Here is a 14,582-nt window from a genome sequence, read left to right on the forward strand (position 1 = left end):
CCAGCACTGACTAAGGTAAATTTGTATCGTGACTTCTCAGCAGAAACCCTTTTACATCACCACAGCTATCTCCTACCCGAACGGCACCCCTCATATTGGGCATGCCTACGAGGTTGTCGCAACCGATGCCATGGCGCGTTTCAAGCGGCTTGACGGGTATGACGTCTTCTTCCTGACCGGTACGGACGAACATGGTCAGAAGATGATGCAGACTGCGGAGAATGAGGGCATCACCCCAGCGCAGCTCGCGCAGCGCAACTCGGATGCGTTCCAGTCGATGAATGATGAATTGGGTACGAGCTACGACCGTTTCATTCGGACCACAGACGCGGACCATCACGCCGCGGCGCAGGAGCTGTGGCGCCGGATGGAAGCCAACGACGATATTTATCTGGACAAGTACGCCGGCTGGTACTCCGTTCGTGACGAAGCCTTCTACACCGAAGAACAGACCGTGGTACGCGAAGACGGTATCCGGTACACGACCGAAACCGACACTGAGGTAACTTGGACCGAGGAAGAATCTTATTTCTTCCGGCTGTCCAAGTACCAGGACAAGCTGCTGGCTCACTACGAAGAGAATGCTGATTTCGGTGCCCCGCGATCACGGTTCAACGAAGTTGTTCGTTTCGTTGAAGGCGGGCTGACTGACCTTTCGATTTCGCGCACAACCTTCGACTGGGGAATCCCGGTTCCAGGCAACGAGAAGCATGTCATGTACGTATGGGTCGATGCACTGACGAATTATTTGACCGGTGCAGGCTTCCCTGACGTGGAATCGGCGTCCTTCCAGAAGTACTGGCCCGCAGACGTTCACGTTATTGGCAAGGACATTTCCCGGTTCCATGCCATCTACTGGCCGGCCTTCCTCATGTCGGCCAAGCTACCGGTGCCCAAGCGCGTGATGATTCATGGCTTCCTGCACAATAACGGTGTGAAGATGTCCAAATCTTTGGGCAATACGGTGTCACCCGATGATTTTGTGGCGCGGTATGGACTCGACCAGGTGCGCTATTTCTTCCTTCGTGAGGTGACCTTTGGCGCTGATGGTAGCTACAACCATGACACCATCGTTGCGCGCATTAATGGCGATCTCGCCAATAACTTTGGAAACCTAGCGCAGCGATCGCTTTCCATGGTGGCCAAGAACTGTGGGGGAGTCCTGCCGGCACCCGGGCAGCTGCTGGAAGCCGATGAACAGATACTGGCTGCCGCCTCAAAGCTCTTGGAAATCAATCAGGAAGCATATGACCGCCAAGACTTCAGTCGGGCTTTGGAAGCCGTCTGGCACGTCTTGGGCGACACCAACGCGTACTTCGCCGAGCAGGAACCATGGAAGCTGAAGAAAACCGATCCAGCACGCATGGAAACGGTTCTCTACGTGACTATTGAAATTGTTCGCAAGGTCGCGATGCTCCTGCAGCCGGTCCTCCCGCAGACTATGACCGGCATGCTTGACCTGCTCGCAGTAGGGCAGGGGACTGCACGCAATTTCGAGAACTTTGACACCGTGCTGGTGCCGGGAACCGAATTGCCAGCGCCGGCTCCGGTTTTCCCGCGGTACGAAGAAGAAAAGTAAGTCTGAAAACTTAGAGCTCCAAGCTTGGTTTCAACCCCAGCTTGGAGCTCTTTGTTTAATCGGTAAGCGCTAGGCGCTGACTACACCGGTCTGGTAGGCAATCACCACGGCCTGGACCCGGTCACGGGCACCGAGCTTGGCAAGAATGTGTCCCACATGAGTTTTTACCGTGGCTTCGGATAGAAACAGATCTCTCGCGATCTCTGGATTCGAACGCCCCAAGGCGATGTGTCCAAAGACTTCACGTTCACGAGGCGTCAAGGACTCTACGGCGGACATCAACGTATCGTCGGTTTGCGATGAGCGTTTTAGCAGCGGGGCCATATGGTCCAGAAGTCTTCTTGTCGTCGAAGGCGCAATCACGGCATCCCCGCGGTTTACCGTCCGCACCGATTCCAGCAGCTCTTCGGGAGGGGCATCCTTGAGCAGGAAACCGCTCGCTCCAGCCTGAATGGCGCTGAACGCATACTCGTCCATATCAAAAGTGGTCAGCACAATGATGCGAGGCGCGGGCTTGGATTGATCCTTAGAAGCCAGTAGCCGTTCGGTCGTTTCGATTCCATCCATTTCCGGCATGCGGACGTCCATTAATATGACGTCTGCAGAGGCCAGTGAGGGAGAGGCCAACGCCTCGCGTCCGTTGGAAGCCTCGGCGACAACATTCATATCCGGTTGGGAATTGATGAGCATTCGGAAACCGCTACGAACCAGAAGCTGGTCATCGACCAAGGCGACTGTAATTGGCTCACTGGTGGTCATTCTATTTAGTCCTCGGAGTAGGGGATGAACACAGAGACGGCAAAACCTCCGCCTGGATGCGGAGCAGCGGTGCTGGTTCCATCGTATAGGGAGACTCGTTCGTGCAATCCGCGCAGACCTTGGCCGGTGCCAGCGATACCCAAGCTTCCTGCGCCCCGGCCGTCATCGATGACGCTCATTTCGATACCTCGATTAGTCCAGCTCAGGGTCACGTTCGTGGTTGACCTTGGGCCCGCGTGTTTCATGACATTTGTCAGCGCTTCCTGCACGCAGCGGTACGCGGTCAGCTCCGCTCCGGTTGGCAACTGGCGACGCGGCGATCCTTTCACCTGAAAATAAACTTCCAGTCCGGACCTCAGGGCAGTTTCAACCAAGTCTGGAATGTTTTCCAATGTCGGCAACGGGCGGTGATCAACCTCTTCATCTGTGCGCAGCACGCCCAACAAGCGTCGCATCTCGCGCAGTGAGGAACGCCCCGCGTCAGAGACCGTCTTCAAGGTTTCAACCGCAATGTTTGGGTCCTGGGCTGCCGCGTAGCGTGCACCATCTGCCTGGGTAATAATCACCGAGAGCGAGTGGGCCACGATGTCATGCATTTCTCTGGCGATATGGTTGCGTTCATCCGAGGCCGCCAGCTCACGTTCAATCAACCGTTCGTTTTCCAAGCGTTGTGCATGCGCGCGCAAGGCGTTGAGAGTTTGCCGCCGACTTCGGGCGAGATCACCAAAGGTCCAGGCCAGCGTTACCACCAGCGATAAACCCACAAAGGAGATGATCATGTCAAAGGACAAGGTGGCCTGACCGTAGGAACCCGGGCCAAAGATGTTAAAGGTTGCAAGAATCGCACCGAGCAACCCAACGCCTAGGGTAGCGAAAGATTGCCACCGCTTCCCGTAGACGGCCATGGTGTAAATCAGCAAGGGAACCGATAGCTGCGAGGGAAGGAAGAATCCCTGGAAGAACAGCTGCGTGAGGTGAGCGCAGGCCACGACAATCGTGACGCCCCATGGATAGCGGCGGCGAACCATCAATGGGGCCGATTGCAAAATGGCGATGGCAAATAAACTAAGGGCGAAACCCATGCCGTCCCCGGCGCCCATGGCAAGCGCGACCCCTGTGCACATCAAAGTATAAAAAGCGCCGGTGAACAAATCGATCCGGCCTGGATTCGAACGAATCCACCGGTCGATGCGCCGGTGTGGGTTATTAAAGATCAACTGTTCCCTCGTGCCTAAAGACTTCTACTGCTCGAGTCTAGTCAGCGTTCAGAGCTCCGTCCTCATGCCACGGTTTGATGTTCTCATGACTTACATAGAAATGATTCTCAGTATTTGAGATGGGTTCTCAAATGGTGGATTTGCTTCGTTATGATGAAAACATGGGAAACGTCATTAATATTGCTGTCATTCCAGGCGACGGTATCGGCCCAGAAGTGGTTGCCGAAGCCGTGAAGGTCCTGAAGTTCGTGACCAACGGTGGAGGTCAACAAGTTGATCTCACCGAATACACGTTGGGTGCGGAACACTGGCTCAAAACGGGGGAGACCCTGACGGATGAGACGCTCGAAGCCATCAAGCAGCATGATGCCATCCTGTTTGGCGCGGTCGGCGCGGCTCCTGGCGATACCAGAATCCCCTCGGGAATCATTGAGCGTGAACTGCTGTTGAAGCTGCGCTTCTCGTTGGATCATTTCGTGAATCTGCGCCCCGCCAAGCTCTACGCCGGAATCGAAAGCCCGCTGGCTAACCCGGGTGACATCGATTTCGTAGTCGTCCGCGAGGGCACCGAAGGCCCGTACGTTGGAAACGGCGGCTCGGTGCGTACCGGGACCCCGCATGAAATCGCGACCGAGGTCTCAGTGAATACCGCCTACGGTGTTGAGCGTGTAGTTCGTGATGCCTTCACCCGCGCAGCCGCCCGGGCGCGCAAGCACGTGACCTTGGTCCACAAGCACAATGTGTTGGTTTATGCCGGACATTTGTGGCGGCGCACGGTAGAGATGGTGGCACCGGAATTCCCAGAGGTGACCCACGACTACCTGCACGTTGATGCAGCGACCATCTTCTTGACCACCGATCCATCCCGATTCGACGTCATTGTGACCGATAACCTATTTGGTGACATCCTCACTGACCAGGCCGGCGCCATCACCGGCGGCATTGGACTGGCGGCCAGCGGCAACATCAACATGGACCGTACCTATCCATCCATGTTCGAACCGGTCCACGGCTCTGCACCCGACATCGCCGGCCAGCAGAAGGCTGATCCTACCGCCGCAATTCTGTCGGTGGCGCTGATGCTGGATCACCTCGGCATGTCTGCCGAAGCGGCTACCGTTGAGCAAGCTGTCGAAAAAGAGATCACTTCACGCCAAGAATTGACCGATCACCGCACCACAAGTGAAATTGGCGACGCAATCGTGTCCCTACTGGCATAAGCTAAAAGCGATGTATCTCGATTAACCGCTAATCGAGAAGCAAATCCACGGACGGGTGTTCCGCCAATGGCGTGGGGCACCCGTTATTCGTTCATTGAGCAAGGAAGTCCTGAGGCAGATGGAATTCAACGAAAATCTTTCATCGAATCGCAAGAGCGCAGAAGAACGCGCCGCCGTTCTGGCCAACCCGGGGTTCGGAGACTTCTTCACCGACCACACCGTGGTCATTGACTGGACCGCCACCTCCGAGCCCGGCTCGGGCCAGTGGCATGACGCGCGGGTTGAGCCGTACGGGCCGATCGCCATGGATCCCGCCGCTTCGGTATTGCACTATGGCCAGGAGATCTTCGAGGGCCTGAAGGCCTACCGTCACGAAGACGGTTCGGTCTGGACCTTCCGCCCCCATGCAAACGCTGCTCGCCTGAATAAGTCGGCAGCTCGGCTCGCCCTGCCGCAGCTTGATGATGAAGTGTTCGTTGAGTCCCTGCGCAAAATCGTTGCTACCGACATTGAGTGGGTTCCAACCGGTGACGGGGAAGCTCTGTACCTGCGCCCATTCATGATCGCTACCGAGGCGTTTCTGGGTGTCCGTGCGGCACGCGAAGTCTCCTACCGTGTGATTGCCTCACCGGCCGGAAACTACTTCGGTGGAGAGCTGAAGCCGGTGGGCATTTGGGTATCCAAGAACTACGCACGCGCAGGCCGCGGTGGTACCGGATCGGCCAAATGCGGAGGCAACTACGCAGCATCTTTGGTGGCTCAGCTCGAGGCGGAAGAAAACGGCTGCAAGCAAGTACTCTTCCTTGATTCTTTCAACGACAATGCGGTGGAAGAGCTCGGCGGAATGAACGTGTTCTTCGTGACCAAGGATAAAAAGCTGGTCACTCCGGCGTTGACCGGCACCATCCTCGAAGGAGTCACACGTTCCTCGATCATCCAGCTTGCCAAGGATCGCGGCATGGACGTTGAAGAGCGAAAGATCACTCTGGATGAGTGGCGGGACGGCATCGCTAGTGGAGATATCACTGAAGTCTTTGCCTGCGGCACCGCTGCGGTCATCACTCCAATTGGCGTGCTGAAGAATGGTGACGAACTAATCGGTAATGAAAATGCGCCGGCCGGTGAAATCACCATGTCGATCCGTGAAGAGCTGCTCGGCATCCAGCGTGGAACCGTAGAGGACCGTCATGGCTGGCTGGAGCGCTTGGCCTAAATTAGTATTTACGAATAGGCAGTCCACGTGTTCTGAGCGTGGGCTGCCTTTTCTGTACTCACCATCGGCAATCAGGTTTTCGTCTCTGCCCGACTTTTGTGCTTCTCGGCTGGAGAATCTGGAATGGCCGAATGCAATAGTGCAGGAGAGCGGATGATTGCTCAGGAAGCATCGTCTGACCAATGCAAAGAACACAAGCTACCGGCCTGGATGGAAAAACGCGGACCTGGTTGTCCTAGAACAACAGGGCAAGGCGGTTTACAGCGCAGCTGGGACAACAACTGTCATAAATTTCCCGGCCGGGACTCGTGCAACCATTGGCAGCCCGCAGCTCACCCGTCAGTTTGGAAGTCGGCTTACCCTATCAAATGATGGCCGAGTCTTTGCGAACACTGCGAAACCTTCTATTGCCGAATTGGACTTGCAAGCAATTGCTGCAAAGACGAAATCCACAGGTACGCCGACACAAAAGCCGCCGGCGGCCACCAGTTCCAAGGCTCCTTAGCAGCAAATAACCGGCCTCCCGGAAACTGGAACGCTTCAAGCTTTGCGCATGGCTTTTGCCAGATGTAGCAAATCGCACGCAAACCTTCGGATTGGCTTTTCGGCAGCATGCGTTTCAGGGGAAAACATGCCCTAGGCTTGTGTGTATGCGCATTGCAAGATTTGTAGTTGATAGCGACCCAATATACGGAGTCGTCGACGGAAACGATATCCACGTTTTGGCCGGAGATCCTTTCTTCCAGGGAATCAAGACCACCGGTGTTACCCACCAGCTCGACGACGTACGACTCGTGGCACCGATCATTCCCCGCTCCAAGGTTGTTGGGTTCGGTAGAACATATGCGGAACATGCGAAAGAATTGGGAAACGAAGTTCCCAGTGAACCGCTGATGTTCTTGAAGCCAAATACCTCGGTAGTTGGGCACGGCGACCCAGTGACACTTCCTTCGTTCTCCGAAGAAGTCTCCTTCGAAGGCGAACTTGCCGTGGTCATTGGACGTATCTGCAAGGATGTCCCTGCCGAAAAGGCAGCGGATGTGATCTTCGGGTATACCGTGGCCAATGACCTCACCGCTCGCGATGCTCAGCGTACCGATCCGCAATGGGCGCGTGCCAAGGGCTTTGACGGCGCTTGCCCGCTGGGACCGTGGATTGAAACTCAGCTGGAAAACCCAGATGCCGTAGGGATCGTTAGCCGTGTCAATGGCGAGGTTCGCCAGGACGGGTCAACTAGCGAAATGATCTGGTCGGTCAATGACCTTGTTGCCCGTGCGTCCGAAGCCTTCACGTTGCTACCTGGAGACGTTATCCTCACCGGCACACCAGCCGGAGTTGGTTTAGTTGCTGAAGGAGACAAAGTGGAGATTGAAGTAGAAGGAATCGGAACTCTTCGAAGTATTTTTCGGCGTTGATTTTTTCTCCGACTGATTGTGGAATAGAATTATCCTGGCCACCAACTTGCCATCAACAGGCGGTGGTCCCGCACTAGCTCCTCATCACAATGTGATGAGGAGCTTTGCTGTATTTTGTGCTTCTTGCCTTGCAACGAGACTAGAATGAAAACACCATGACTGATCTATCGCTGATTCCTACCGTGACCGACGAAACCCCGGTTCGCGTTCGTTTCTGCCCATCGCCTACGGGCACCCCACATGTTGGCCTGATCCGTACTGCCTTGTTCAACTGGGCTTACGCACGCCACACCGGGGGCAAGATGATTTTCCGTATCGAAGATACGGATGCGAAGCGCGACTCCGAAGAAAGCTACAACCAGCTGCTGGACGCCTTGGCGTGGCTGGGCATCGACTGGGATGAAGGCGTCAATGTCGGTGGCCCGCATGAGCCTTACCGCCAGTCCCAGCGCGGCGACATCTACCAGGACGTCATTGCGAAGCTTCGCGCTGCTGGGCACGTCTACGAGTCCTACTCCACCCCGGAAGAAGTCGAGGCACGCCACAAGGCAGCAGGCCGTGACCCAAAGCTGGGTTATGACAACTTCGACCGCGACCTGAGTGACGAGCAAATCGCTGCCTTCAAGGCCGAGGGCCGCGAACCGGTGCTGCGTATTCGCATGCCAGAAGAAGACCTCACCTTCACCGACTTGGTCCGTGGAGAAATCACGTTCAAGCCGGGCACCATCCCAGACTTCGTGGTGGTTCGGGCAAACGGCCAGCCGCTCTACACCCTGGTGAATCCCGTGGACGACGCCTTGATGGGCATTACGCACGTGCTGCGTGGCGAAGACCTGCTCTCGTCAACTCCTCGCCAGATCGTGCTCTACCGCGCCTTGATCGACATCAAGGTGGCTCAGTACATGCCGTTGTTCGGCCACCTTCCCTACGTGATGGGCCAGGGCAATAAGAAGCTCTCCAAGCGAGACCCTGAGTCGAGCTTGTTCCTGCACCGCGACCGCGGCTTCATCCCCGAAGGATTGCTGAACTACCTCTCGCTCTTGGGCTGGTCGCTGAGCGCTGATGAAGACATCTTCACTCGTGAACAGCTAATCGAAGCCTTTGATGTCAAAGACGTGCTGTCCAACCCCGCACGTTTCGACCTGAAAAAGGCGGAAGCCATTAACGGCACCCACGTACGCCTGCTGGCGCCACAGGACTTCCGCGACAGGCTAGTTCCGTACCTGCAGGCTGCCGAGCTAGTTGGATCCGAACTGACCGCGCGTGAGAACGAGGTCCTTGATGCGGCCGCGCCGTTGGTCCAGGAACGCATTGGGCTACTGGGCGAAGCCGCAGAGATGATGGAATTCCTCTTCAAGACTGATGAGCAGATCGTGATTGACGACAAGGCTCTGAAAGGCATGCCAGCGAACCTCGCCGAGGTCGTGGAAGCGAGCATTCAGGCTTTGGAGGGTGTCCAGACCTGGAACGCCGAAGCCATTCAGGAAGCGCTGCGTGCCAAGCTGATTGACGATCTCGAATTGAAGCCACGCCAGGCTTTCGGGCCGGCGCGAGTGGCTGTCTCCGGAAAGCGCGTTTCACCGCCGCTGTTCGAGTCAATGGAAATTCTGGGCCGGGAATCCAGCCTGAACCGTCTTCGCATGTTCGGCGAGTCCCGCTAGCAGGGCACAAACTGAAAAGAGTGAACTGAAGAACGCCTTCGGTATCCCTGTCCTGACGGATGGACGTATCGAAGGCGTTCTCTTTGATATTGACGATACCTTGGAGTATTTGCGCACGGCTTCCATCGAGGCATTCCTCGCGATGGTCGCCGACAAGCTTCAAGACGTCTCGTCCACCCTGCTCCGGGGTATGTCCGAGGACTTTTGTCGATGACAATGCTGGAGCATAAGAGAGACACATGTCCGGAAAACTCACATTTTTGGGACAGCGCCAACAGTGCTTGACTTGATCCTTGGAACTCGCCGGGCGAAAGATACCCCGCGATGACGAGTTTCGCTTCTGGGCCGAGGGGTACGAGCCGTAGCAACGATTGAAGTTGGAAGCGGCGTGTCTTTCAGGATTATCGGTGGTGATTGGTTCGGATGCCGCGGGAGCTCCGAAACCAGACTTGGCAGCATATATGGCCGGTTGCTCTGCATCGGCAACCTAGCCCGCTAGGACGCTCTACACCGGAGATAATCGCGTTAATGATGCGCTCGGCGCGAAGAACGCAGGACTCGCCGCGGTTTTGGCCGACCGTGCATTGGAGCGTGAGCCCCACTCCGGAGGTTCGGTGGCCGGACTTAGCAGAGCCCACCTCTCTGCTGCGAAGAATCCCCGTGACTCACGACGGGCCCTGAGCGCGCATGATCAATTTGTCATGGCTCGGCTACGTGGGTATAGTTAATTCTCGTGCTGCGGCGTGCGATTCAAATCCCTTAGAGGTTTTTTGATCAAAGGCCCAAGTCACATTGGGATATGGTGTAATTGGCAACACAACGGTTTCTGGTTCCGTCATTCTAGGTTCGAGTCCTGGTATCCCAGCGCTTCACCAGAGCAATTTGGTGAGTTGAAGAGAAATCTTCAGCGTACGGCCCCATCGTATAGCGGCCTAGTACTCCGCCCTCTCACGGCGGCAACACGGGTTCGAATCCCGTTGGGGTCACAAAACCACGACCGTGTCGTGGTTTTTTCCTTTAAGCGGCCAAAGCATTCGTGTGCTGATGGCAGAGTGCTCTCCATAAGGCATGATGGAGCTTATGGAGTCCACATCATTGCCGCAGGAGCCGACCGAACCGGCGAACCAGCTACCTGACGCCGGTGCCGTTCAACTACTGGATCGCTTTGCCAAGCTCGAATCGTCGTTGAATGATCTGAACTTTATTCTCTCCACCTCGCATTCAGCTCCCGGTGGGGAACAGCTGAGAGTGAAGGCTTTGCACCAGATCAATGATTATCTGGAACCTCGTCTCAAGAACTTGAACGCACCGCTGCTGGCTGTGGTTGGCGGATCAACCGGTGCCGGTAAATCTACCTTGGTGAACTCCCTGCTCGGCGACCAGATAAGCCGCTCCGGCGCCGTGCGGCCCACTACGCGAACTCCAGTACTTGCGGTGAACCCCGCAGACGAACCTTGGTTCGCAAACGAGAGGGTACTTCCTGAACTGACTCGGCTGAGTGGGGCAGGCTTCAGCGCAGGGCATGGGATGGATCGCCACGACGCGCTGCTTGTTGTACCGCATCCGAACGTTCCACGCGGACTGGCGATCCTCGATGCACCGGACATCGATTCGGTTTCCGATGACAATCGCGCCCTAGCCGGGCAACTCTTGAATGCCGCAGACCTTTGGATCTTCGTCACCACGGCGAACCGTTATGCCGACGCTATTCCGTGGGAGGTACTGAGCGAAGCAGGCGTCCGCGAAATCACCGTATGCGTGATTCTCAACCGTGTCCCGGCCGGCGCCGAAACGGATATCGTTCCGGATCTCGAACGGTTGCTTGTCGCAAAAAACCTGGACCCCAAACTACTCCATGTAATCAATGAAGTTCAGCTGGATGAACGAGCAATGATTCCTGGGGAACGAATCGAACCTTTTTCGGCTTGGCTGAATTCCCTGGCTGCTGACGCCACCGAACGCCAACGCATCGCTGAGCAAACGCTCGAAGGCGCTATCAGGAGATTGCACGAAGACCTCCACGCGCTCAGCGAAGAAGCCGAAGACCAGGACTCGCAGCTCAACGCCCTGGGGAAGGTCGCCACCGAACGGTTCGCTTTCGCCGTGGGCAAAACTACAGAGGCGTTGAACGACGGTTCGCTCCTTCGCGGCGAGATCCTCGCCAGATGGCAAGATTTTGTGGGAGCCGGCGAACTGCTGCGCGGCATTGAAGGCGTCATAGGCAGAATTCGAGATCGAGTCGGTTCCTTTTTCAGCGGGAAACCGGTGGCGACCCATCGAGTGGAAGAAGCAATAGAATCTGGGCTTCACACCGTATTGGTCAGCGAAATCACCAATGCCTTCCAAGACATTGATCGCAACTGGCGCAATACACCCATCGGTGTACACCTTTTAGCGTCGCTCCCGGCAGAGCGCCCCGGTAAAGACCTCGAAGTTCGGGCCGCGGATAGCATCCGGGCTTGGCAGAAAGATGTCTTGGAAATGATCCGGAGCGAGGGGGCCGGTAAACGGAAAACCGCGAGGATTGCCGCCTTCGGCGTCAACGGTGTGGCGGTAGCGCTCATGGTTGTCGTTTTCGCTTCTACCGCCGGCATGACCGGGCTGGAACTAGGCATCGCCGGTGGCTCTGCCGTTGTCGGACAGAAATTACTCGAAGCAATATTCGGTGAAGAGGCAGTTCGGCGCATGGCCACTCGCGCACGAACCATGCTGGAAGCCAGAACACGCGAACTCATGGACGAGAATCTGGCTGTCTATCAGGGAGAGATCGAGACTAACCTTCAACCGGTCATCGTGAAAGAACTACGCGAACAAGTCAACGGACTGCGCAGGGGAGGATTCAAGGCATGAGCGAGCGCAAGGTGAATCGTGCTCATTCGGGACTGAGCGAGCAAATCGACGCGGTGGTTTCGGCAATGCAAATTGCCGAGCCCTATCTTGAACCTGAAGTAGTTGATCACGCTGCGGTGGTCATCGAACGAGCGGAAGCCCGCCGCCAGCTGTCGGCAGACCACGTGGTCTTCGGTCTGTTCGGTGCGACAGGCAGCGGCAAATCATCGCTTTTCAACGCCCTTGTCGGTTCCGATATTACGCAAACTGGCGTCATTCGGCCCACCACGACCAAGACGGTGGCCGCCATCTGGCAGCCGGAAGGCGCCGGTGAGCTGCTCGATTGGCTGGAAGTCAGCGAGCGTCATGTCCTTGATTCCCAGGTTCTCGGTGCGGAAGCGAAAAAATCACAGGACCAAGCCGGAGGACTGATCCTGCTTGACCTGCCGGATATGGATTCAACCTCCACCGAGCACCATCAGATCGCGTCGCGTCTAGCGGGGCAAGTTGATTACCTGGTATGGGTATTAGATCCCCAGAAATATGCCGACGCTTCGATCCATCATGGATACCTCAGCGAACTATCAGGACAGCGCGGAAACCTCTTAGTGGTGCTCAACCAGATAGACACCATTGCGCCTAACGACCGGGCACCTGTGAGCGGTTCCTTGGCCGGGTTGCTTGAAAGCGAAGGGGTTGGCCAGGTTCCCGTTATTCTGGCCTCAGCGCGTACCGGCGAAGGACTAGAGGGCATTCGTGGAAAGTTCGCTTCGGCACTGAAAACCAAGGTGCAGGCCACTCGGCGCTTACGCGCCGATGTTGACGAACTGCTGCGCACGCTTGAAGGTGAGCTCGCCGTGCCCAAGGTCAGAATGCCAGGAGTGATGGAGCAATCCGATCTGGAACGCAATATCGCCAAAGCTCATGGAACGCACCGCATCGCCGAAGCCGTGCAGGCCTCATATAAGCTACGCGCCTCAACCAATACGGGTTGGCCAATCACCAGCTGGCTCACCCGACTGCGCAACGATCCGCTCAAGCGAATGAACCTTGGGCGCGGAATCGAAAAGCCAGAGATTTCATTGACATCTCGCCCGGATCTTTCGGTGGCCGAAAATGCGGCGGTTGACCAATCGGTAGGGCGCTATCTTAGCGAAGCCACCGAAGATCTGTCGCCACGCTGGTCCCAATCATTGAAGGACGGCGTGCATGAGCAGAAGGAACAGCTAGCCAACGATATTGATATAGCCATTGCCAGCAGCACCTTGGGCGTTGAAAAGAAGTCCTGGTGGTGGCCGGTCACCAAGTTCGTCCAATGGCTTGGTGTCATCGTGGCACTGGCCGGCGCGTTATGGCTGGGCGGAATAGCGTTGGCAGCGTACTTCCAATTCGACTTGCCGCAGACGCCACGAGTCGAAGGGATCGCGATTCCCACGCTGATGGTTTTCACCGGGATACTTCTGGGCATAGTCCTCGGAATTCTTGGTTCATTCGTCAATCGAATGGTCGCTAGACTGAAGCATAGGAAAGCGCTTAAAAACCTCCAAAATTCAGTGTCGGGGGTCGTCCGGCGATATATCGTGGATCCCACTGCACACCACTTAGAGCAATACAACAGTTATGCAGCGTTGATTTCCAACGCGGCGAAGAAAGCCGAATAGCAACCTGTGACTAATCAACAGACTGACAATAGCCCGACCGTGGGCGACATTGGTGAACAAGGAATCTTGAACGAGATCCTCCCGCTCTTGGATGCCAAGGACGCGGGGCTCGGCCCAGGAGATGATGCCGGAGCGCTACGCGTTGCCGGGGGAGAAGTAGTCGTTTCCGTGGATACCATTGTCCAAGACCAGGATTTTCGTTTGGTGTGGCCCAGCGGACACGAACATGCCGCATATGACATCGGCTGGAAATCGATCGCGCAAAATGTCTCTGACATCAACGCCATGGGTGGTGTCCCTACAGGTGCCGTCATTTCGCTTTCCATGCCAGCGGAGGTTTCGCTGGCCTGGGCCAAGGAATTCGCGAGTGGAATTGCTGCCGCGATTTCTTCGCTCGGGGCCGCGCGCCTGGCCATCTTAGGCGGTGACCTCAGCCGCTCATCAGAGATCTCGGTGACCACCACCGTGTTGGGCGAGTGCGAATATGGAAAAATCCTTCGCACGGGGGCTAAACCCGGAGACCGGCTCGCCGTAGCTGGCCGCCTTGGTGCAGCCGGGGCAGGGCTAGCCCTGCTGGAGGGAAAGCATGAAGCAACGACCTGGAGCCGCGCGGTGCTACGTCTTGCCGATGCGCAGTGCAAACCAACTCCGCCTTTGGAGTCTGGCCCGAGAGCCGCTCAATCCGGCGCTCATGCCATGATGGACATTTCAGACGGACTCGTCCGAGATGCCGGACGGCTGGCCAAGGCGAGCCGTGTCAGTATCAAGTTGGATAAGTCCGCACTTGAAGTATTCGCTCATCGGCTGGAACCAGCGGCAAAACTCTTGGACTTTGATCCTATGCAATGGGTACTGCACGGCGGCGAGGACTTCGGATTGCTCGCTTGCTTCCCAACAGGCGTAGAGATTCCAGAGGAATTCTCGGTGGTGGGTGAAGTGGTGCCGCTGACCGGCCGGCGTTCCAATGTTTTCCTCAATGGAAAGCAACTGGACTACCGAAGCGGTTTCGACCACTTCGGCTAAGCGCC

General features: G+C 56.5%; 10 protein-coding genes and 2 tRNA genes. 10 read left to right on the top strand and 2 right to left on the bottom strand.

The genetic code is table 11. The annotated features are described in order from the left end of the window. Positions 1-28 precede the first annotated feature (28 nt). On the top strand, positions 29-1,579 hold the full coding sequence (gene metG, locus CIK76_RS12840; protein ID WP_176484202.1) for a methionine--tRNA ligase: 1,551 nt from the start codon (positions 29-31) through the stop codon (positions 1,577-1,579). A 69-nt stretch (positions 1,580-1,648) separates the two neighbouring features. On the opposite strand, the gene CIK76_RS12845 is transcribed toward metG, so the two are convergent. Next, entirely contained in the window at positions 1,649-2,338 is a 690-nt protein-coding gene (locus CIK76_RS12845; protein ID WP_096287084.1) for a response regulator transcription factor, read from the bottom strand. A gap of 5 nt (positions 2,339-2,343) precedes the next feature. Further along, on the bottom strand, positions 2,344-3,555 hold the full coding sequence (locus tag CIK76_RS12850; RefSeq protein ID WP_255248460.1) for a sensor histidine kinase: 1,212 nt from the start codon (positions 3,553-3,555) through the stop codon (positions 2,344-2,346). A 161-nt stretch (positions 3,556-3,716) separates the two neighbouring features. Here CIK76_RS12850 and CIK76_RS12855 point away from each other — a divergent pair, with 161 nt between their 5' ends. The 9 genes from CIK76_RS12855 (at position 3,717) to thiL (ending at position 14,577) form a co-directional block, all read left to right on the top strand. Further along, a complete protein-coding gene (locus CIK76_RS12855) occupies positions 3,717-4,775 on the top strand; it encodes a 3-isopropylmalate dehydrogenase (RefSeq protein ID WP_096287224.1) in 1,059 nt (352 codons plus the stop codon). 118 nt (positions 4,776-4,893) lie between these two features. Beyond that, positions 4,894-5,988, top strand: coding sequence for a branched-chain amino acid aminotransferase (locus CIK76_RS12860; protein ID WP_096287086.1), 1,095 nt, complete (start codon positions 4,894-4,896; stop codon positions 5,986-5,988). Positions 5,989-6,638: 650 nt separating this feature from the next. Further along, on the top strand, positions 6,639-7,403 hold the full coding sequence (locus CIK76_RS12865; protein WP_096287088.1) for a fumarylacetoacetate hydrolase family protein: 765 nt from the start codon (positions 6,639-6,641) through the stop codon (positions 7,401-7,403). 155 nt (positions 7,404-7,558) lie between these two features. Then, positions 7,559-9,064, top strand: coding sequence for a glutamate--tRNA ligase (gene gltX / locus CIK76_RS12870; protein WP_096287090.1), 1,506 nt, complete (start codon positions 7,559-7,561; stop codon positions 9,062-9,064). A 793-nt stretch (positions 9,065-9,857) separates the two neighbouring features. Then, positions 9,858-9,929, top strand: a tRNA-Gln gene (locus CIK76_RS12875). A gap of 48 nt (positions 9,930-9,977) precedes the next feature. Then, positions 9,978-10,050 (top strand) — tRNA-Glu (locus CIK76_RS12880). Positions 10,051-10,144: 94 nt separating this feature from the next. Continuing rightward, positions 10,145-11,914, top strand: a complete 1,770-nt coding sequence (locus CIK76_RS12885) for a dynamin family protein (protein WP_096287092.1) — start codon at positions 10,145-10,147, stop codon at positions 11,912-11,914. After that, complete coding sequence (locus tag CIK76_RS12890) at positions 11,911-13,554, top strand: GTPase (RefSeq protein WP_096287094.1); 1,644 nt, start codon at positions 11,911-11,913, stop codon at positions 13,552-13,554. The genes CIK76_RS12885 and CIK76_RS12890 overlap by 4 nt, the downstream gene beginning before the upstream one ends. Positions 13,555-13,560: 6 nt before the next feature. Further along, positions 13,561-14,577 carry a thiamine-phosphate kinase gene (gene thiL / locus CIK76_RS12895; RefSeq protein ID WP_096287096.1) on the top strand — a complete coding sequence of 339 codons (1,017 nt, stop codon included), beginning with the start codon at positions 13,561-13,563 and terminating at the stop codon, positions 14,575-14,577. Positions 14,578-14,582 lie beyond the last annotated feature (5 nt).

Source organism: Glutamicibacter sp. BW80 (genome assembly GCF_002332385.1).
Classification (GTDB): domain Bacteria; phylum Actinomycetota; class Actinomycetes; order Actinomycetales; family Micrococcaceae; genus Glutamicibacter.